The 18,124-nt window shown below is 65.6% G+C and carries 18 protein-coding genes; all 18 read right to left on the bottom strand.

The window, feature by feature from the left end:
* Nucleotides 1-489: 489 nt before the first annotated feature.
* A complete protein-coding gene (locus ACW4QM_RS09625; RefSeq protein WP_022739604.1) occupies nt 490-918 on the bottom strand; it encodes a F0F1 ATP synthase subunit epsilon in 429 nt (142 codons plus the stop codon).
* Complete coding sequence (atpD, locus tag ACW4QM_RS09620) at nt 918-2,363, bottom strand: F0F1 ATP synthase subunit beta (RefSeq protein ID WP_022739603.1); 1,446 nt, start codon at nt 2,361-2,363, stop codon at nt 918-920. Before atpD ends, ACW4QM_RS09625 begins: the two co-directional genes overlap by 1 nt.
* A complete protein-coding gene (gene atpG / locus ACW4QM_RS09615) occupies nt 2,364-3,293 on the bottom strand; it encodes an ATP synthase F1 subunit gamma (RefSeq protein ID WP_114549604.1) in 930 nt (309 codons plus the stop codon). It abuts the gene before it with no gap.
* Between the two features lie 12 nt (nt 3,294-3,305).
* Nucleotides 3,306-4,877, bottom strand: coding sequence for a F0F1 ATP synthase subunit alpha (gene atpA, locus ACW4QM_RS09610; RefSeq protein WP_237974475.1), 1,572 nt, complete (start codon nt 4,875-4,877; stop codon nt 3,306-3,308).
* On the bottom strand, nt 4,871-5,449 hold the full coding sequence (gene atpH, locus ACW4QM_RS09605) for an ATP synthase F1 subunit delta (RefSeq protein ID WP_237974476.1): 579 nt from the start codon (nt 5,447-5,449) through the stop codon (nt 4,871-4,873). The genes atpA and atpH overlap by 7 nt, the downstream gene beginning before the upstream one ends.
* Complete coding sequence (gene atpF, locus ACW4QM_RS09600) at nt 5,439-6,050, bottom strand: F0F1 ATP synthase subunit B (protein ID WP_022739599.1); 612 nt, start codon at nt 6,048-6,050, stop codon at nt 5,439-5,441. Before atpF ends, atpH begins: the two co-directional genes overlap by 11 nt.
* A gap of 56 nt (nt 6,051-6,106) precedes the next feature.
* Nucleotides 6,107-6,325: an ATP synthase F0 subunit C gene (atpE, locus tag ACW4QM_RS09595; RefSeq protein WP_022739598.1), complete on the bottom strand. Its 219-nt coding sequence runs from the start codon at nt 6,323-6,325 to the stop codon at nt 6,107-6,109.
* A gap of 155 nt (nt 6,326-6,480) precedes the next feature.
* Nucleotides 6,481-7,254: a F0F1 ATP synthase subunit A gene (atpB, locus tag ACW4QM_RS09590; protein WP_173113508.1), complete on the bottom strand. Its 774-nt coding sequence runs from the start codon at nt 7,252-7,254 to the stop codon at nt 6,481-6,483.
* 13 nt (nt 7,255-7,267) lie between these two features.
* The gene (locus ACW4QM_RS09585) at nt 7,268-7,552 is read right to left on the bottom strand and encodes a hypothetical protein (RefSeq protein WP_455798406.1); all 285 of its coding nucleotides are present in this window, start codon (nt 7,550-7,552) and stop codon (nt 7,268-7,270) included.
* A gap of 54 nt (nt 7,553-7,606) precedes the next feature.
* Nucleotides 7,607-7,762: a hypothetical protein gene (locus ACW4QM_RS09580; RefSeq protein ID WP_161127414.1), complete on the bottom strand. Its 156-nt coding sequence runs from the start codon at nt 7,760-7,762 to the stop codon at nt 7,607-7,609.
* A gap of 15 nt (nt 7,763-7,777) precedes the next feature.
* Nucleotides 7,778-8,236: a deoxycytidylate deaminase gene (locus tag ACW4QM_RS09575; RefSeq protein WP_114549599.1), complete on the bottom strand. Its 459-nt coding sequence runs from the start codon at nt 8,234-8,236 to the stop codon at nt 7,778-7,780.
* A 201-nt stretch (nt 8,237-8,437) separates the two neighbouring features.
* Nucleotides 8,438-9,079 (bottom strand): uracil phosphoribosyltransferase, encoded by a 642-nt coding sequence (upp, locus tag ACW4QM_RS09570; RefSeq protein ID WP_114540222.1) that lies wholly within the window; start codon nt 9,077-9,079, stop codon nt 8,438-8,440.
* Between the two features lie 242 nt (nt 9,080-9,321).
* On the bottom strand, nt 9,322-10,578 hold the full coding sequence (glyA, locus tag ACW4QM_RS09565) for a serine hydroxymethyltransferase (protein WP_237974477.1): 1,257 nt from the start codon (nt 10,576-10,578) through the stop codon (nt 9,322-9,324).
* Nucleotides 10,579-10,623: 45 nt separating this feature from the next.
* On the bottom strand, nt 10,624-11,058 hold the full coding sequence (gene rpiB / locus ACW4QM_RS09560; RefSeq protein ID WP_022739592.1) for a ribose 5-phosphate isomerase B: 435 nt from the start codon (nt 11,056-11,058) through the stop codon (nt 10,624-10,626).
* A 112-nt stretch (nt 11,059-11,170) separates the two neighbouring features.
* On the bottom strand, nt 11,171-12,661 hold the full coding sequence (glpK, locus tag ACW4QM_RS09555) for a glycerol kinase GlpK (RefSeq protein ID WP_455798405.1): 1,491 nt from the start codon (nt 12,659-12,661) through the stop codon (nt 11,171-11,173).
* Between the two features lie 193 nt (nt 12,662-12,854).
* Entirely contained in the window at nt 12,855-13,853 is a 999-nt protein-coding gene (locus tag ACW4QM_RS09550) for an alpha/beta fold hydrolase (RefSeq protein ID WP_455798404.1), read from the bottom strand.
* Nucleotides 13,850-16,243, bottom strand: a complete 2,394-nt coding sequence (locus tag ACW4QM_RS09545; RefSeq protein WP_455798403.1) for an FAD-dependent protein — start codon at nt 16,241-16,243, stop codon at nt 13,850-13,852. The genes ACW4QM_RS09550 and ACW4QM_RS09545 overlap by 4 nt, the downstream gene beginning before the upstream one ends.
* Entirely contained in the window at nt 16,240-17,808 is a 1,569-nt protein-coding gene (locus tag ACW4QM_RS09540; protein ID WP_455798402.1) for an NAD(P)/FAD-dependent oxidoreductase, read from the bottom strand. Before ACW4QM_RS09540 ends, ACW4QM_RS09545 begins: the two co-directional genes overlap by 4 nt.
* Nucleotides 17,809-18,124 lie beyond the last annotated feature (316 nt).

Here is an 18,124-nt window from a genome sequence, read left to right as displayed (position 1 = left end):
CGGGAGGGCGGCAGGACCGTCTACGATACGATAGACAACCGCAGGAGGCGGTTGGGGCTGGCGGCGTAGGCCGCTGTCCAAGTAACTGTCCGCACCCCCCTCGGAGGTGCGCCCGAATGACGAGCTTGGAGGTATCTCCTAGGAGCAAGATCTTGACCTGGTGTTTTGCGAGAGCGCATTTGGCGCGCATCTTCCCGATCTTCTCGCGCAGCGGCCCTAGACGCTAACAACTCGAGATTTCATGCAAAAACGGGGGTGTTCGTTGACTGAGAGGGGCGGCCGTTGGGAAGGCTCCGAAAATTTCCGACTCGCTCGAGCGTAGGGAAATGCCGTTGAGCATGAAGCGAAGTCAATTTCGTACGTCGGACATGAAGCGAAGTCGGTTTCGTAGTTAAACGACGAGAGGCGCCCGGGGTGGGCGCCTCTCGAAACAGGCTCAAAATTTGGGGCTGCGCGTGTCGCGGCTCCCTTTCTTGGCTCGGCTGGACCTTACGCGGCCTGGCCTACGTGCGCAAGCTGGGCCTCGCACCACTCGAGCTTCTTCTGATGGGTCATCAGCGTCGCCTGATCCTGGGGATCGTTCTTCTGCTCCAGCTCGGCGATGGCGCTCTTGCACTCGGCGGCCTCGGCGCGCACGGCTTCGGCGTCGATGTCCTCAACGGCCGTACCGAAGCGGGCCAGCACCGTCACCTTGTCGTCGAGCACGGAGGTGGCGCCGCCCATCACGAGGAACTCGCGCTTCTCGTTCTCGCCGATGGTCAGCGTCACAACGCCGCCCTCGCGGTTCAGCGACACCGTCAGCTCATGCCCGGGCAGCACGCCGAAGTAGCCGTCGGTCCCCGGGATGTTGGCATAGGTGATCTCGCCCTGGAACAGGGCCTTGTCGGGAAGAGCCACAATGCAGCCCATGGAGGCCATTAGTTACCTTCCTTCTGCATGGCGTCGTAGGCCTCGTAGACCTGCTCGATGGCGCCCTTGTTCACGAAGCACTGCTCCGGGATGTGGTCGCACTTGCCATCGAGGATCTCCTTGAAGGAGCGTACGGTGTCCTCGACCTTGACGTACACGCCGGGCAGGCCCGTGAAGACCTCGGCCACGTGGAACGGCTGGCCCAGGAATTTCTGCACCTTACGGGCGCGGTTCACGGTCAACTTCTGGTCCTCGGACAGCTCGTCCATGCCCAGAATGGCGATGATGTCCTGCAGATCCTTGTACTGCTGCAGGATTTGCTGCACGCCCATGGCCACGTCGTAGTGCTCCTGGCCGACGATCTCGGGATCCAGCGCGCGGGAGGTGGACTCCAGCGGATCCACGGCCGGGTAGATGCCCAGCTCGGCGATGGAACGGGACAGAACGGTCTTGGCGTCCAGGTGGGTGAACGTAGTGGCCGGGGCCGGGTCGGTCAGGTCGTCGGCGGGCACGTACACGGCCTGCACGGACGTGATGGAACCGGTCTGCGTGGAGCAGATGCGCTCCTGCAAATCGCCCATCTCGGTGGCCAGCGTCGGCTGGTAGCCCACAGCGGAGGGCATACGGCCGAGCAGTGCGGACACCTCGGAACCGGCCTGGGTAAAGCGGAAGATGTTGTCGATGAACAACAGCACGTCCTGGCCCTGGTCACGGAAGTACTCGGCTTCGGTAAGTCCCGCGAGGCCCACGCGCAGACGGGCTCCCGGAGGCTCGTTCATCTGACCGTAGACCAGGCAGGTCTTCTCGATAACGCCGGAGTCGGTCATCTCGAGGTAGAGGTCGGTACCCTCGCGGGTACGCTCGCCCACGCCGGTGAACACGGAGGTGCCGCCATGCTCCTGAGCCAGGTTGTTGATGAGCTCCTGAATGCAGACGGTCTTGCCCACGCCAGCGCCGCCGAACAGACCGGTCTTTCCGCCCTTGACGTAGGGCTCGATGAGGTCGACGACCTTGATGCCGGTCTCGAAGGTCTCGGTGGTGGTCACCAGGGTGTCGAACGGCGGGGCCGGATGGTGAATCGGGCGCCACTCGACGTCTTCGGGCATGGGCTTGCCGTCAACGGGCTCGCCCAGCACGTTCCAAATACGGCCCAGGGTCGCCTTGCCCACGGGCATCATGATGGGGGAACCGGTGTCGGTTGCCTCCAAGCCGCGCACCATGCCGTCGGTGGACGTCATAGCGACGGTACGGACGATGTCACCGGGCAGGTGCGTCTGCACCTCGAGCACGGTGGACACTTCACCCGTTGGGGTTTGTGCCTTCACGGTAAGGGCGTTGTAGATGGCCGGCATGGCGTCCGCCGGGAACTCCACATCCACAACGGCGCCGACGATTCGGACGATGCGTCCGATGGCGCCTCCCTTGGCCGCTTCAGTAGAAGTGTTATCAGCCATTTAATCCTCCAAAGCTGCGGCACCGCCGACGATCTCGGTGATCTCCGTGGTAATGGCGCCCTGGCGCACCGTGTTGTAAATGCGCTCCAGGGTGGAGACCATCTCGTTCGCGTTGTCGGTAGCCGATTTCATCGCGTTGCGGCGAGCGCCTTGTTCGCCCGCTGCGGAATCGAGCATCGCGTAGTAGAACGCGTTGTTCAGGTAGGCGTTCATCATGTAGGACATGACCGACTCCGTGCTCGGCTCGAAGTCGATGTCGCCCGGGATGGCGGAATCGTCCCGCTCGCGGAAGGACTTGAAAATGTCCTCCTCCTTGGCCTTAAGACCCAGAAGATCCGCGTAGGACTCCTCCTTCACCGGCAGCACCTGCTGCTCGACCAAGGTCTGCTCGGCGGCGTTCTTCGCGTGGTTGTACACGATGAACACCTCGTCGAGCTTGCCCTCGGCGTAAGCCTGCATCACATAGCCGGACAGCTCGGCCGCCTGAGCGAACTCGGGGTCGGCCGAATATCCCGCGAAGGAGAACACCGGCTCGATGCCTCGGTAGGTGAAGTACCCGATGGCCTTCTTGCCACAGGCAGCCACCTCCACCTCGGCACCTTCCCGCTGCTTTTCCTTCGAGAGCTTCTCCACATAGCGAAGCACGTTGGTGTTGAAGCCGCCGGCGAGACCCCGGTCGGAGGTGACGGCTACGATGAGCACCCGCTTCACCTCGTCGTGGACCTGCAGCAGCGGCTCGTTATCCAAGTGAGCGTACTTTGCCGTGCTGATGAGCATGTCTGAGATGGCGACCGCCCAAGGGAGCGCGCTCTCCACGCGCTCGGAAGCACGGCGAATCTTGGCAGCCGCGACCATTTCCATGGTGCGCGTGATCTGCTTCGTCGAGGTGACGGATTTGATTCGCCGTTCGATGTCGTGTAGGTTGGGCATGGTCTACCTACCTTACGCTGCGGCGTCGAAGGACTGCTTGAAGGCGGCGATGGCCTCCTTCAGAGCGACCTTGGTCTCGTCGCTGAGCTTCTTCTCCGTGTTGATCGTCTGCAGGATCTCCGGCTTGGAGGCGCGCAGCGACGCGAGCAGCTCAGTGCGGAAGCGAACCACGGACGTGAGCGGCAGATCGTCGAGGAAGCCCTCGTTGCCGGCGAAGATGGCAATGACCTGCTCGGCCACGGGCATCGGCATGTAACGACCCTGCTTCAGAAGCTCGGTCATGTGCGAACCGCGGGTCAGCTGATCCTGGGTAGCCTTGTCCAGATCGCTGCCGAACTGGGTGAAGGCCTGCAGCTCGCGGTAGCTGGCGAGGTCCAGACGCAGAGAGCCGGCCACCTGCTTCATGGCCTTGATCTGCGCGGAGCCGCCCACGCGGGACACCGAGATGCCCACGTCGACTGCCGGGCGCTGGCCCTGGAAGAACAGGTCGGTCTGCAGGAAGATCTGACCGTCGGTAATGGAGATCACGTTGGTCGGGATGTAGGCGGACACGTCGCCGGCCTGGGTCTCGATGATCGGCAGAGCCGTCATGGAGCCGCCGCCGTTCTCGTCGGACATCTTGACCGCGCGCTCCAGCAGGCGGGAGTGCAGGTAGAACACGTCGCCCGGATAGGCCTCGCGTCCCGGCGGGCGGCGCAGGGTCAGCGACATCTGACGATAGGCCACGGCCTGCTTGGACAGGTCGTCGTAGACGATGAGCACGGCGCGGCCCTTGTTCTCGGGACCCGCGGGCTTGCCGTCCTCGCCGTTGTAGACGAAGTACTCGCCCATGGCGGCGCCGGCCATCGGCGCGATGTACTGCAGCGGAGCGGAGTCGGAGGCGGTGGCGGCCACGATGATGGTGTTCTTCATGGCGCCGTGGCGCTCGAGGGTCTCCACCACGCCGGCCACCGTGGAGGCCTTCTGACCGATCGCAACATAGATGCAGATCATGTCAGTGTCCTTCTGGTTGATGATGGCGTCGATGGCGATGGCCGTCTTGCCGGTCTGGCGGTCGCCGATGATGAGCTCGCGCTGGCCGCGACCAATCGGCACCATGGAGTCGATGGCCAAGATACCGGTCTGCATCGGCTCGTTCACGGGCTGACGGGAGATAACGCCGGGAGCCTTGAACTCCACGGGGCGCGTGCCCTCGGCCTTGATGGGGCCCTTGCCGTCGATGGGCTGGCCCAGCGGGTTCACCACGCGGCCGAGCATGGCCTTGCCGGCGGGAACCTCCACGATACGACCGGTCGTGCGGACCTGGTCGTTCTCCTTGATTGCGGTGACGTCACCCAGAAGCACGGCGCCGACCTCGTCCTCTTCGAGGTTCTGGGCAAGGCCGTAAACGGTCTTGCCGCCCTCTCCGATGAACTCGAGCAGCTCGCCGGCCATGGCATCGCGCAGGCCGTCGACGCGCGCAATGCCGTCGCCGACCTGGATGACCGTGCCCACTTCGCGAGACTCGACGCTGACGTTCAGCTGGTCGAGCTGCTTCTTCAGCGCCTCGTCGATGGACTGTGCGGTGATTTCAGTCACTAGCATTCACCTCCATCTGTTGTGTCCTTGAGGACGTTGCGGGCGCGATTGAGCTGCGAGATCATGCTCGCATCGATGTAGTTCCCGTCAACATCCATGATGATGCCTCCCAGAATGGACTTGTCGATGCGCTCGCGCAGCACCGCCTTCCGTCCCAGGTCGGCCTCGGCTTTTTCCGTAATGAGTTGGCGCAGTCCGTCGTCGAGCGGCACGGCGGTGGTCACATCGACCACGCAGATGCCCAGCTTGTCGCCCAGAAGCTCGCGATAGCGATCGAAGACCCGCGGCAGCAGGTCCGCCTGACCGCGCTCGGCCATACCCGCGAGCACCTCGCGCAGCGCCAGATGGCAGTCGGCGAAGACGCCCTCCACCAAATCCCTGCGCTGAGCGGGGGTGAAGTCCGGGTTCGACAGGCTCTGGGTGAGCTCGAGATCGGCGCGCATGAGGCGAATGATCTCGCCCATCTGCTCGCGCACCTCAAGCACAGCCTCCTGGCCGCCGGCGGTATGGGCGGCATCGAAGAGCACCGATGCGTAAACCGCGACTTCCTCTTTCACGACGAGACGATTAGTTGCCATTGAAACTACCCGCCTCTTTAACGTAGCGCTCGATGATGGCGCGGTGCTCACCCTCGGTGAGATCCTCGCCGATCAGGCGCGCGGCCACATCGACCGAGGTGTCGGCCACGGTGGCCTGCAGCTCGGAGATGGCCTGCTTCTTCTCGGCCTCGATGGCGGCCTTGGCCTTCGCGATCATGTCGGCGGCCTCGGTCTGGGCCTGGGCCGTGATGTCGGCCTTGACGGCCTCGCCCACAGAGCGGGCGTCGGCAATGATCTGCGCGGACTGGGCCTTGGCGTCGGCCAGCTGCTTGTTGTACTCAGCCAGCACGCGCTCGCTTTCGATCTGAGCTTCCTCAGACTTCTTCAGGGCCTCGCGGATGGTGTTCTCTCGCTTCTCCAGCATGCCGGCAAACATCGGCCAGCCGAACTTAGCGAGAATGATCCAGAGGATGATGAAGGCGATGAGCATGGGGATGAACTCCGCCATGTCCGGGAGGATGGCGGAGATACCGCCCTCCTGTTCCGCCTCAGCAGCGAACGCGAGCGCCGGGAAAGCAGCGTTGAGAGCCAGGGCGCCGAAGGCGACCTTCGCAACTGCTTTGTTCGCTCTTGTCTTCACGTGCAATTCCTCCTTCCAGCCTTATAACGGCTATGACAACCAGTTAAAGACTAGAACTAGAGGATGAAGGCGAGAACGAAGCCGATGAGGGCCAGGGCCTCGGCCAGAGCGGCACCGATGATGAAGTTCGTGAACAGACGGCCACCCACCTCGGGCTGGCGGGCGGTGCCCACGCAGCAGCCGTAGCAGGCGATGCCGATGCCGAGGCCGGGGCCGATGGTGGCCAGGCCATAGCCGACGAGCTTCAGCGCAGCAATGACGAATACAGTTTCCACAGTTTCCTCCTTTAGGTCGTTTTTGAGCCTGTTTCCCAAAAACACTTACGGATTATGGTTTCCGGCTTTGGAGGAGCCGGCTTAACCCAGATGGGGGGGTGGGGCCTTGGCGGCCCGGGTGCGCGGGCGCGGGGCGCGGCGCGTGGGATCGGTTCCTAGTGGGCGCTCGTGGCGATCTGGACGTAGACCGCGGAGAGCACCGTGAACACGTAGGCCTGAAGGAACGCCACCAGCGTCTCCAGGGCGTACATGGCGATGAGCAGCAGGAACCAGGGCAGCGACAGTACGCCGCTGATGGGATCGAGCGCCTGGATGCCGCAGGTGAGGAACACGCTGGAGGCCAGGGCGAAGATGCCCAGCACCATGTGGCCGGCGAACATGTTGCCGTAAAGTCGGACGGCGAGCGTGAGCCAGCGGATGCAGGTGGAGATGAGCTCCAAGAACCAGATGATCGGCACCATGACCTTCGGCAGGCCCGCCGGAGCGAAGGACTTCAGGTAGCCCAGGCCGCCCTTGGCCTTGATGCCCCAGACGTTGAAGTAGATAAACGAGATGGTGGCGAGCGCCCAGGTCACCGAGATGGTGCCCGTCGGCGTCTTGCAGCCGGGGATGAGACCCACGAAGTTCGAGATGAGGATGAAGAAGAACAGCGTGGCGAGGAAGGGCACGTGCTTCTTGAAGCCGTGGCCGATGATGCCCTCGCCCATGTCGTTGCGCACGAACTGGTAGCCGTACTCAACGGTGTTGACGAACTTGTTCGTCGGGATGAGCGTGAGCTTGCGGCCCACGACGAGGATCAGCACCAGCGTGATGATCCAGCAGATGACCATCCACAAAATGTACTGAGTGACTCCGCCGAAAACCACGGTGGGATCGAAGGATGCCTGAAGATGAGGTACCTCTTCAGAGAGCGTTGAAAGAGCGTCCACGTATCAACCTTTCCTAGCTTTTCCGTGCCAGTTTCGTCACGCCGAACACAATGGCGGTGACGGAGAGAGCCCCGGCTTCCGACAGGACAAAGGGCAGCGCAGCATCCCGGTTGACGTTGATGCAGAGGATGGCGAAGGCGAACATGAGGACAAATGAGAAGAGCAGACAGAGCATGAGCACGCCCATGTGCCCCAGATTGCCCGAATCCGTCATGTGCTTCACCCGGTGCAAGCCGAACACGAGGGGCAAAAACCCCGCGATGCCCGCCAAGATGCCGAGTGCGATTGCCAGTACCATAACCTACTTCCGTCGGGGCGCTTGCGCGCTGTTACACCCAATGTAAACCGTTGCCTATGATAACGTCTTGTTCACAAAAGCTGACCAACTCAACCAATTTCTGGGGTGAGCGGTGAAATGATCGCGGCGGCGGCTTGCGCCCCTGATCTGGGAAAATTTGTGCAGGTGCACTAAAACGAAGCCCATCAGCGCGTCCGTCGCTTCGATCACCGACTTTTCCCTGATCTACTCCCCTGTGTACTCCCGGACGAGGATGCCGGACTCGGCCAAAAGCTCCTGGGACAGCTCGTCGGGGTACGGGTTCTGGTAGACGATCTCGGTGATGCCGGCGTTGATGAGCATCTTGGCGCACACGACGCAGGGCTGCGTATTCACGTAGATGGTGGCGCCGGCGATGTTGATGCCGTAGCGGGCCGCTTGGATGATGGCGTTCTGCTCGGCGTGCAAACCGCGGCAGATCTCGTGACGCTGGCCGCTCGGCACGCCCAGCTGCTCGCGAAGGCATCCAGTCTCGCTGCAGTGGGTCAGGCCGGTGGGCACGCCGTTGTATCCCGTGGCCAGGATACGGCGGTCCTTCACGATGACGGCGCCGACGCCGCGGCGCAGGCAGGTGGTGCGGGTGGCCACGTCGTTGGCCATCTTCATGAAGTACTCGTCCCAGCTGGGACGGTTATCTGCTGCCATGGTTACTCCCTCCGGGAAGGGGCGCCGGATGCCCTCTGTCGGCACGCCCCGCTACGCTATTCGCCTTCGGCTCAGGCGCTTCGCTCCTTCATGCTTTTATGTTGCGACCTTCGGTCGCGGCTAGGCAGTGTTCAGAGGGTGCCGACAGAGGGCATCCGGCGCCCCTTCCCTGCTCTTTCGTCATTGAATCACCTAGTCGTCCTACTCCGTTCCGAAGATGCGGTCGCCGGCGTCGCCGAGGCCGGGGACGATGTAGGCGTTCTCGTTGAGGCCGTCGTCGATGGCGCAGGTGTAGATGATGAGATCATCGTCGGCGGCGAGCAGACGCTCGATGCCCTCCGGGGCCGAGACGAGGCACAAAAAGCGGATGGTGCCCGACACGCCCGCCTCGCGCAGGTACTTGACGGCCGCCTCGGCGGAGCCGCCGGTGGCGAGCATGGGATCGAGCACGTAGACGCGGCGGCTCGCGATGTCGCGGGGCAACTTGTCGTAGTAGCTCTCGGGCTCGTGGGTCTCCTCGTTGCGCTGCATGCCCAGATGCCCCACGCGGGCCCGGGGGATTACTTCCAGCGCCCCGTCCACCATGCCGAGGCCGGCGCGCAAAATGGGCACGAAGGCCACCTTGCGGCCCGTGATCTGCTTGGCGTCGAAGGGCGCGATGGGCGTTTGGATGAATACGTTGGTCAGCGGCAGGTCGCGGGTGGCCTCGTAGGTCTCGAACAGCGAGAGCTCGCGCACGACATCGCGGAACTCGTTGGAGGGGGTGTGCTTGTCGCGCAGGATGGCCAGCTTGTGCTGCACGATGGGGTGATCGAGGACGACGACGCGGTCGTTCCATTCCATAATTTAGTTCCTTTCGTCCGGCGCGGGGGCGGACGGGGCCTCCGTGCCCAAGCAATGGCTCGCTTTGTGGAACAGTCCACTGGACTGTTCCAGTCGCTGCGCAACCTGCGCGCGGAGGCCCCGTCCGCCCCCGCGCCTACCCAACTGCTATCGCAGCAACATCCGTGTCGCCTGTTCGCTGCGCAACCTGCACGCGGACGCCCCCCGCCTCGCAGCCTGCTCAGCCAAGCCCAATGCCTCTTTTAATACTCTAAACCTGGGTACAGAGGATGGGCTTCCAGCAGGGCGTCCACGCGACGACGCACGTCGGCGAGCTTGGCCTCGTCGGTGGCGTTGAACACCGTGGTCGCGATGAGCTGGCCGATCTCGTAGAAGTCCTCGGCGGTAAATCCTCGGGTGGTGGCGGCCGCGGAACCCACGCGGATGCCGCTCGTCACGAAGGGAGAGCGCTGCTCGTTGGGGATGGAGTTCTTGTTCACCGTAAGGCCCACGGATTCCAGAAGCTTCTCGGCGTCCTTGCCGGTGATGTCGGAGGCCGTGAGGTCAACGAGGCACAGGTGGTTGTCCGTGCCACCGGAGACGAGGCGCAGGCCGCCGTCGGTCATGCCCTGGCCGAGGGTGCGGCAGTTCTCCACCACATGCTCCATATAAACACGGTAATCGGGACGCAGCGCCTCGCCGAAGGCCACGGCCTTGCCGGCGATGACGTGCATGAGAGGGCCGCCCTGAGCACCGGGGAAGATGGCCTTGTTGATCTTCGGACCCAGCTCATCCGAGTTCGTGAGAATGAAGCCGCCGCGCGGGCCGCGCAGGGTCTTGTGGCTCGTGGAAGTGACGATGTCGGCGTGGGGCACCGGGCTCGGGTGCAGCCCCGCGGCCACGAGGCCGGCGATGTGGGCCATGTCCACCATGAGGTAGGCGCCCACCTCATGGGCGATTTCCGCCATGCGCTCGAAGTCGATGAAGCGCGGGTAGGCCGAGGCGCCCCCGACGATGACCTTCGGGCGGCACTCCTTCGCGATGCGCTCGAGCTCGTCGTAGTCGATGGTCTCGGTCTCGGGGTTCACGCCGTAGGAGACGATGTTGTACAGAAGGCCGGAGAAGTTCACGGGGCTGCCGTGGGTGAGATGGCCGCCGTGGTCGAGGCTCATGCCGAGCACCGTGTCGCCGGGCTCGATGATGGAAAGATACGCGCCGAAGTTCGCGCTGGCACCGGAATGGGGCTGCACGTTGGCGTACTTCGCGCCGTACAGCTCGCAGGCGCGGTCGCGGGCGAGATCCTCCACCATGTCGACCTTCTCGCAGCCGCCGTAGTAGCGCTTGCCGGGGTACCCTTCGGCGTACTTGTTGGTGAGCACGCTGCCCACCGCCTCCATGACGGCGCGGGAGGTGAAGTTCTCCGACGCGATGAGCTCCACACTCCCCCGCTGGCGGGCGAGTTCTTGGCGCAGGCAGTCGGTCACCTGCGGGTCTTCGGCGGCGAGAAATTCCAAAGCCATCTATTGTCTCCTTTGCTAATCTTCTCTGAGCTTCCCTGGTCTTCTCTAATCTAGTTCCATTATCTTCTGAACGCGGCCGGCGTGGCGGCCGCCGCCGAAGTCGGTGGCGAAGAAGGTGTCGAGGATGCGCTCGTTCTCCTCGAGCGGCACGAAGCGGCCGGAAAGGGTAATGACGTTCGCATCGTTGTGCTCGCGGCACAAGGCGGCGAACTCGGAGTTGATGATGTTAGCGGCACGCACGCCGGGCACCTTGTCGGCGGCCATGGCCATGCCGATGCCCGTTCCGCACACGAGCACGCCGCGCTCGGCGACACCGTCGGCCACATCGTGGGCCACGGGGGCCGCATAGTCGGGATAATCGACGCGATCATCGTTGTCGGGGCCGCGGTCGATGACGTCGTACCCCTTCCCCACCAGGTAATCCACCAGGGCCTGCTTCTGCTCGAAGCCGGCGTGGTCGCTTCCGATGCTCACGCGCATGGGCCACTTCCTTTCCGTCGCGAATGTCTTGAGGCCTATTGTAGGCGCTCGAGTGCCCCCGCGCCCCCTCGCTCACGCTTTCCGCACCAAATCGGGAGAGACGGGCGAAGTCCTAGCTGCGGACGCGGGAGACGGCCTCGTGCCAGGCGGCGAGGCGGGCGGCGCGCATCGGCTCGTCGAAGGTGGGCAGGAAGCGGTCTTCGCCCTCGCGCAGGGCCGCCAGCTCCTCGGTGCTTTTCCAGAAGCCCGTGGAAAGACCGGCCAGGTAGGCGGCGCCGAGAGCGGTGGTCTCGGCGTTGTCGGGGCGGCGCAGGGGCGCGCCGAGCATGTCGGCTTGGAACTGCATGAGGAAGTCGTTGGCCGCCGCTCCCCCGTCGACGTTCAGCACCGAAAGCGGCATGCGCGCGTCCTCGGCCATGGCGCGGGCCAAGTCGCACACCTGGTAGGCGATCGACTCCAGGGCCGCCCGCACGATGTGAGCACGCCCGGCGCCGCGGGTGAGACCCAAAATGGCACCGCGGGCGTCGGCATCCCACCAGGGGGCGCCCAGGCCCGTGAACGCGGGCACGACGAAGACGCCGTCGGTTCCGGCCACGCTGCGAGCGATGGCGTCGGTTTCGGCGACGCTGTCGATGATGCCGAGCTCGTCGCGGAGCCACTGGATGAGGGCGCCGGCCATGAACACGCTGCCCTCGAGCGCGTACTCGGTGTCCCCCGCGTTGGGGGCTGAGGCCGCCACCGTGGTCACGAGCCCGTGCTCGCTCGCGCAGGCCTCGTGCCCGGTGTGCATGAGCAGAAAGCAGCCGGTGCCGTAGGTGTTCTTCGCCTGGCCCGCATGGAAGCAGCACTGGCCGAAGAGCGCCGCCTGTTGGTCGCCCGCCACGCCGCAGATGGGGATGCCCTGGACGAGCCCCGGGTTCGCCGTTATGCCGAAGCTGCCGGAAGAGGGGCGCACCTCGGGAAGGATGGCCTCGGGGATGCCGAAGAGCTTAAGCAGGAAGGGATCCCAGCGCCTCTCGTGGATGTTGTAGAGCATGGTCCGGCTCGCATTGGTCACGTCCGTGGCGTGCACGGCCCCGTCGGTGAGCTTCCAAATGAGCCAGCTGTCCACGGTGCCGAAGCAGAGCTCCCCCGCCTCGGCGCGGGCACGGGCGCCGGGCACCTCACCCAAGATCCAGGCGAGCTTGCTGGCGGAGAAATAGGCGTCGGGCACGAGGCCCGTGCGCGCGGTGATCTCGGCTGCAGTAGCCGGGTCGCTCGCGATGGCCTCCACCATGGGCGCCGTGCGGCGGCACTGCCAGACGATGGCGTTCATGATGGGTTCGCCGGTGGCGCGATCCCACACGATGGTGGTCTCGCGCTGGTTGGTAATGCCGATGGAATCGATCTCGGCGGTGTCCACGTTCGAGGACATGATGAGCTCGGTGAGCGCGCCCAGCTGCGAGGAGAGAATGTCTTGCGGGTCGTGCTCGACCCAGCCGGGCTGCGGGTATATCTGCGGGAACGGGCGCTGAACCGAGGCGACGGGGCGGCCGGCGCGGTCGATGAGCATAGCACGGGAAGAGGTGGTGCCCGCATCGAGCGCTATGACGTACTTTTTCATGTTCGCTTCTCCTCTTCTCGCTTTCTTGCTGTGGCTCTTCGGGGGCGGGCTGCGGGGTACCGCTCAGTCGCTCAGACAGTCCTCGCTGGTATCGAAGGCGTCAGGATTCATCTTTCCCAGTATCGCTGCGCCTTCGATACCATCTGCGGAACTCGCTTGGTGAGCGGCACCCCGCATCCCGCTAAACTCTGCCTCAGTTGTGTGAGTTTATCCAGTTCAGGATGAAATCGTAGACTTCTTGCTTGCCGAGCTCGTTCAAGATTTCGTGGCGCATGCCGGGGAACAGGCGGAGCGTCAGGTCCTCGGCGCCGGCCGCTTCCATGGACTCGGCGGCGGCAGCGACGGCGCGGCCGCATTTGCCGACCGGGTCGGCGTCGCCGGACACGAAGAGGAGCGGCAGATCATGCGGCGTATCGCGGTAGGTGGCGGGGTCGTTGGCGCGGTGGGCCAGCTCGGTTAGGGTGGCGTAGGCGCCGGCGCCGAACATGAAGCCGCAGGCCTCGTCAGCCATGAAGGCGTCGGCCACGGCCGGGTCGCGGGAGAGCCAGTCGAAGGGGGTGCGCGCGTCCTTGATGGCGCGGCTGTAGGCGCCATCGGCAAGCGCGTGCAGAAGATTGCTGCGGTAGTCGTCGCCGCGCACGCGGGCGATGGCCCGGGCGGCCAGGTTGCCGGCGCGGGAGACGGCAACAGGCTCGTTGGCCGTGCCGCAGATGATGGCGCCGGCAAGGCCCGACCCGTAGCGCGGCAGATAGCTGCGCAGCACGAGCGAGCCCATGGAATGCCCGAAGATGAAGTACGGCGTGCCGGACGCCACCTGCTGGGAGACGAGCAGGCGCAGCATCTGCGCGTCCTCGATCATGGCGTCGGCGCCGCCCTCGGCATCGATCACGCCGCGGTGCTCGGGCGCGCCGGCCGTATCGCCGTGGCCGATGTGGTCGTGACCGGCCACGAGGTAGCCCGCGTCGGCGAGGAAGCGGGCGAAGTCGTCGTAGCGGCCGATGTGCTCGGCCATGCCGTGGATTAGCTGCACGACGCCGCGCGGCTTGAAGCAGCCGAGCTCCGGCTCGCCAAAGGCCGCATCGGCGCGTTTCATGGACAGCGGCACCCAGAGAACGGCGCGGACTTGGCTTCTCCCGTCAGCGGAGTCGAAGGTGAACTCGGTGCGACCGGCGGTCGCGGCGGCATCGCTCATGAGAGGCATCCTTTCAGGTCGTCGAGGGTAAGGGCGCCCGCGCGCAGGACGCGGGGGGCCTCGCCGGTGCAGTCGAGCACGGTGGAGGCGGTACCGGAAGCGGGCGGCAGCGCCGATTGATCGCTCGCCGCGAGGCGAGCAGATGCGGAAGGAGCGGCTTCGGCACAACCGGAGGCAATGCCAGCAGCCGCAACGCCACCGGGCAGATAGAGACCGGCGGTGCGGCCCACCAGCGCGCGATCGAGATCTTCGGCGCGGGCCGTGTCGGCGGCCCCGGAGAGGTTGGCCGAGGTGACGGCCAAAGGACAGCCGGCAGCGCGGATGAGCCCGAGAGCCGCCTCGCTGGCGGGCATGCGCAAGCCGATGGTGCCCGCGGGCGATTGGAAGGCGGCGGGGACGGCATCGGAGGCGCGCACCACGAGCGTGAGGCCGCCGGGCCAGAAGGTCTCGGCGAGGCGCCGCGCATAGGCGGGAACGTCCCTTCCGTAGACATCCAGCGCCTCGGGGCCTTCCACGAGCCACGCCACGGGCTTACCGGCGTCGCGGTGCTTCAGGTCGTAGAGGAGCTGGGGGCCCGGAGCCGCGCTCACGGAGACGCCCAGGCCGAAGACGGTGTCGGTCGGGAAGATGACGGCATTGCCGACAGCCAGAGCACGGGTGGCCTCTTCCAGCGCGAGCGGACGGCGTGCGGCGACGATGGCCTCGGCGACGCGCAGGCCGTCCACGGCGGCGCTCGTGATGCCGCCGGCGTACCCGGCTCCTTCCCCGCAGGGATACAGGCCCGCGATATTCGATTGGAAGCCATCGTCGCGAACGATGCGCACAGGGCTTGAGCTGCGGGCCTCCACGGCGGTCATGACGGCATCGTCGCTGGCGAATCCGTGCAGCTTGCGATCGAGGGCCGGCAGCGCCTCGGCGAGGGCATCGGTCACGAACGGCGGCAGGCAATCGCGCAGGTCGCGCCAAGCCACGCCGCGCGGGTAGGTGGGCGTCACCGCGGCGCTCGGGGTGCCGCTGGCGTGCACGAGGAAGTCACCGACCGTTTGGGCCGGGGCCGTGTACGGAGGACAAAGTGCGCTAGCATCTTCCCCGCCGCCAGCCGTCAAGCCGCGGCCGAGCTGATACGCATCCCGCTCCAACTGGCGCTGGAAGGCGACGCCGGCCAGCGGATCGTCGCCGGGCAGGTCGTCGGGACGCACCTCCACGAGCAGCGCCGCGTTAGCATTGGCCCCGGCGCGGGCGTGGCGGCTCATGCCGTTCACGCAGAGCAGCCCCTCCTCGCTGGCGGCCGCCACCACCTCCCCGCCCGGACACATGCAGAAGCTGTAGACGCCCCGGCCGTCGTCGGTCTTCACCGCCAGCTTGTAGTCGGCCGTCCCGAGGGCCGCATGACCAGCGGCTGGCCCGTGCTGGGCCTCGTTCACGAGAGCCTGGGGATGTTCAATGCGCACGCCCACGGCGAAGGGCTTGCGGGCCATGTCCGCCCCGGCCTCGCAAACCATTTGGAAGGTGTCACGCGCGGAGTGCCCGCAGGCCAGCACGACGCAATCGGTGGCGAAGACTTCTGCCGCTCCCGTGCGCTCATCGACGAGGCGAACGGCAGTGACGCGCGCTTCGCCATCTTCGCCGCCAACCTCATCCACAGCATCAGCGACGCCCGGACGATCAGCAGCTCCGCCCTCAAGCACAAGGCCGTCGAGGCGCGTAAGGAACCGTACCTCTCCCCCCGCCTCCTCGATGGCCCGACGCAGGTTGCGCACGACGCCGACGAGCAGGTCGGTGCCAATGTGCGGCTTGGCGTCCACGAGAATGTCCTCCGGGGCGCCGGCTTCCACGAAGGCCTCCAGCACATGGCGGATATGGGGCGACTTGATACCGGTGTTCAGCTTGCCGTCTGAGAATGTGCCCGCCCCGCCCTCGCCGAACTGGATGTTCGTGCACGTATCGAGCGGCGCGCCGGCGTTGAAGGCCTCGACGATGGCCACGCGATCGTCTACCGACGCCCCGCGCTCCACCACGAGGGGACGCAACCCCGCCCGCGCCAGATACAGCGCGCAGAACAGCCCCGCCGGCCCCGCCCCGACCACAACAGGCCGCAGCCCAGTCGGTTCCACGTGCGGTATCGAAAGAGGCTCAGGGGGCTCGTAGGCCTTGACCGCCACGCCCTTCACCGGCCGCGGATCAGCGCCTTCCGCAAGCTCGACCGCCACGGTCACGACGCCATGCACGTTCGGCTTCTTCCGCGCATCGATCGACCGCTTCAGCAGCTTCACCTCAGTGATAGCGCTCGTCTTAACCCCGAGCGTCCGCGCGATTTCTCGGCGGAAGAGCGATTCGTTTTCTGGCAGGAGAGCATCAAGAGAAACCGGAACATTGGAAGCCTGAATCATGCACGCCCCCTCTTGTTCCGACGAGCAGGCTCGGAGTGGCGGGAGGGGGTCCGCGCGCAGTTCATTGAAGTGCATAAGTTCCCGCCAGCGACCCGCGACGAGCCCTGCACTTCAATGCTGTTTGAGCACGGCGCCCCCTCCCGCCGCTCCGAGTCGGAGGAGCCCGAAGCGTCGGCTAAGCTGGCGAGGTCCGCGATTCTTTCCGCCGCCGACCAGCCCGCGAGCAGCCCCGAGGCCCAGGCCCAGTGCAGGTTGAACCCGCCGCACGCCGCATCCACGTCCAGCGCCTCGCCGACGACGTAGAGCCCCGGCACGCGCCGCATCTCGCACGTGCGGTCGTCCACCGCCCGGACGCTCACGCCCCCGCGGTGCACCTGGCACTGTCGCACGTCACCGAGGCCCGTCACAGGAAGCCGCAACCCCTTGAGCACCGGCGCTATGACGGCCGTCTCCCCTTTGGCCACAGGGCGCGCACCGTCCAGCGCCGCCGCCTCCAGCAGCACGTCGGCCACGGGCACGAGCACCATGCCGCGCAGCATATCGCTCCACGTCACATCGCGCCCGAGCGAGGCGCGCAGCAGCTTGCGGCGACGATTAAGGAACGCCTCCATGTCGCAAAGGCGCACCCAGGGCACGAAGTCCACGGCGAGCACGTCGCCGGGCTCGACCAGGCGGCTCAGGTTGAATGCAGCGATCCCCGAAACGCCGTACTTGCGGAACATCACCTCGCCCACCTCGCGGGACACCAGCCGCTCGCCTTCGTGGGTGCCCATCGGGAAGCCGTGGCGGTTGAGCTCTTGGGGCGTCATCTTCTCGCCGGGGCGCCACAGCTCGAGCGCCCCGCGCACGCGGATGTTGTCGAGGCGACGCGGCATGTGCGGATCGGTGGCCAACGGCCCCAGCGTCGGCTCCAGCTCGCGGAAGGAAAGGCCCTTGGGCAAAAGCTCGCGCGCGACGGTGCCTCCCACGGCCACGATAACCACACCGGCCCGCTCGAAGCGCCCGTCGGCCAGGCGCAGCGTGAACGGGGCGCCCTCGGCGCGCGGCGGCTCCACGGCTGCGACCTCGCATTCCACGCGCTCTTCCACCCCCGCCGCAGCACAAGCCGCCCGCAGGCAATCGAGCACGGATGCGGCCTTGTTCGCGAGCGGGTATAAGCGCCCCTCCCCTTCCTCGCGCCACATAAGCCCGTGGTCGGAGAAGAACCCCAGCACGCCGTTCGAGTACGCGGTGCTCGTCTTTGCCTGGGACGGCACGCGACGATGCGCCTGGCATTCGAACTCGAAAAGCACGCGCCTGACAAAAGCGGCGTTGCGGTAGTCGCCCTCGTCGGGCCGCGCGTTCGAGAAGTTGCAGCGTCCGTTGCCCGTGGCCAGAATAGAGCGTCCCACGCGGTCGGAGGCCTCGTACACGACGACCCGCGCCGCGCCCGCGTCACCTTCTACGACCTCACTGGCCGCACCTCCGGCACCTTCCAAATCCCGTAGAGCCTCCCCAGCCGCCACGGCCGCAGCCAGCCCCGAGGCCCCGCCGCCTATGACTGCAATCGTCTTCGCTTCGCCCATGCTGCTTCCATCCGCTCGCTTCCCAATGCAATATATGCTAGAATACGACCAACGGACCAGCCTGAGGTGGATGCAGGCGGCACCGTCGTTTAGTTAGGACCGCTAGCGCGAACTAGCGGTCCTTCCTATTCCGGCCCCTCCTGAGCGTCTCGGAGAACGCAACCGCCTCCCTCAGCAACCCGACGACCGCAGTCGCCAGGCGCACGACGAAAACGAGGACGTCCAAGCGATTCACATCCTTTCGCAAAAGAAGGCACCGCCTGGCGCTCAGGACTTACGGCCCGTCGGCCATCTGGCCATTCTAACACGAGCGCCC

It is taken from the genome of Adlercreutzia sp. CNCM I-6207 (assembly GCF_977072305.1).
The sequence above is the reverse complement of the archived record's forward strand: the minus strand, read 5'-3'. Positions and strand labels throughout refer to the sequence as shown.